Source organism: Microbispora bryophytorum (genome assembly GCF_043197435.1).
In the GTDB taxonomy this organism is placed as follows: domain Bacteria; phylum Actinomycetota; class Actinomycetes; order Streptosporangiales; family Streptosporangiaceae; genus Microbispora; species Microbispora bryophytorum.
In genome coordinates this window covers 1-2,526 of record NZ_JBICTF010000023.1, presented here as the reverse complement: position 1 = coordinate 2,526, position 2,526 = coordinate 1, and the positions used below count along the sequence as shown (strand labels likewise).

The window sequence follows — 2,526 nt, the reverse complement described above, 5'->3', positions numbered from 1 at the left end:
GAAACACACAACCAACTCAACTACAAGCGGTTGCTGTCTCTGAGATCACATAGTGAACGCGAGCACATCATGGTCAAGTCCTCGGCCTATTAGTACCGGTCAGCTCCACACATTACTGCGCTTCCACTTCCGGCCTATCAACCCCATCATCTCTAGGGGGCCTTACCCACACAAGGTGGTGGGAGACCTCATCTTGAGGCGAGCTTCCCGCTTAGATGCTTTCAGCGGTTATCCCTACCGAACGTAGCCAACCAGCCGTGCTCCTGGCGGAACAACTGGCACACCAGAGGTTCGTCCGTCCCGGTCCTCTCGTACTAGGGACAGCCCCTCGCAAGTCTCCTGCGCGCGCAGCGGATAGGGACCGAACTGTCTCGCGACGTTCTAAACCCAGCTCGCGTACCGCTTTAATGGGCGAACAGCCCAACCCTTGGGACCTACTCCAGCCCCAGGATGCGACGAGCCGACATCGAGGTGCCAAACCATCCCGTCGATATGGACTCTTGGGGAAGATCAGCCTGTTATCCCCGGGGTACCTTTTAGCCGTTGAGCGACACCGCTTCCACACGCCGATGCCGGATCACTAGTCCCAGCTTTCGCTCCTGCTCGACCCGTCAGTCTCACAGTCAAGCTCCCTTGTGCACTTACACTCGACACCTGATTGCCAACCAGGCTGAGGGAACCTTTGGGCGCCTCCGTTACCCTTTAGGAGGCAACCGCCCCAGTTAAACTACCCACCAGACACTGTCCCCCACCCGGATTCACGGGCGCGGGTTAGACGTCCAAAACGACCAGAGTGGTATTTCACCAATGACTCCACGATAACTAGCGTTACCGCTTCACAGTCTCCCACCTATCCTACACAAGACGTTCCAAACGCCAATGTCAAGCTGTAGTGAAGGTCCCGGGGTCTTTCCGTCCTGCTGCGCGAAACGAGCATCTTTACTCGTACTGCAATTTCACCGGGCCTGTGGTTGAGACAGCGGGGAAGTCGTTACGCCATTCGTGCAGGTCGGAACTTACCCGACAAGGAATTTCGCTACCTTAGGATGGTTATAGTTACCACCGCCGTTTACCGGCGCTTAAGTTCTCACCTTCGCACCCCGAAAGGCACTAAGCAGTCCCCTTAACGTTCCGGCACCGGGCAGGCGTCAGTCCGTATACATCGTCTTACGACTTCGCACGGACCTGTGTTTTTAGTAAACAGTCGCTTCCCCCTGGCCACTGCGACCCCCACCAGCTCACGAAGCAAGTCCGATCACCAGTAAAGGTCCCCCTTCTCCCGAAGTTACGGGGGCAATTTGCCGAGTTCCTTAACCACAGTTCACCCGACCGCCTTGGTATTCTCTACCTGACCACCTGAGTCGGTTTAGGGTACGGGCCGCCGCGACACTCACTAGAGGCTTTTCTCGGCAGCATAGGATCACCCACTTCGCCACAATCGGCTCGGCATCACACCTCAGGCAAATGAGAGACGGATTTGCCTATCTCTCGCCCTACATGCTTACCCCGGGACAACCACCGCCCGGGCTGGGCTACCTTCCTGCGTCACCCCATCGCTTACCTACTACCAGATCAGGCCAGGCGTTCACCCTGACGCCGGCTCCGAAGAGCCAACCGGACTAAGGACCCTTAGTATCACTGGATTCGATATGGGCGCATCACAGCGGGTACGGGAATATCAACCCGTTGTCCATCGACTACGCCTGTCGGCCTCGCCTTAGGTCCCGACTTACCCTGGGCGGACGAACCTGCCCCAGGAACCCTTGGTCATTCGGCGCAGAAGATTCTCACTTCTGACTCGCTACTCATGCCTGCATTCTCACTCGCACGACCTCCACCACACGATCACTCGGCAGCTTCACCGGTTCGCACGACGCTCCCCTACCCACCACCGGAAAACCGGCAGTGCCACGACTTCGGCGGTGTACTTGAGCCCCGCTACATTGTCGGCGCAGAATCACTTGACCAGTGAGCTATTACGCACTCTTTCAAGGGTGGCTGCTTCTAAGCCAACCTCCTGGTTGTCACTGCGACTCCACATCCTTTCCCACTTAGCACACGCTTAGGGGCCTTAGTCGGTGATCTGGGCTGTTTCCCTCTCGACCACGGAGCTTATCCCCCGCAGTCTCACTGCCACGCTCAACTTACCGGCATTCGAAGTTTGGCTGACGTCAGTAACCTTGTCGGGCCCATCAGCCATCCAGAGCCCTACCTCCGGCAAGCAACACGCAACGCTGCACCTAAATGCATTTCGGGGAGAACCAGCTATCACGGAGTTTGATTGGCCTTTCACCCCTACACACAGGTCATCCCCCAGGTTTTCAACCCTGGTGGGTTCGGTCCTCCACGCAGTCTTACCCACGCTTCAACCTGCCCATGCGTAGATCACTCCGCTTCGGGTCTACAGCATGCGACTCAAACGCCCTATTCAGACTCGCTTTCGCTACGGCTCCCCCACACGGGTTAACCTCGCCACACACCATAACTCGCAGGCTCATTCTTCAAAAGGCACGCAGTCACATCACA

1 rRNA gene is annotated in these 2,526 nt (G+C 57.2%); it reads right to left on the bottom strand.

Going from position 1 to position 2,526, the window contains the following annotated elements:
- Positions 1-69 precede the first annotated feature (69 nt).
- Positions 70-2,526: ribosomal RNA gene (locus ACGFIB_RS36685) — 23S ribosomal RNA — on the bottom strand; the annotation flags it as partial.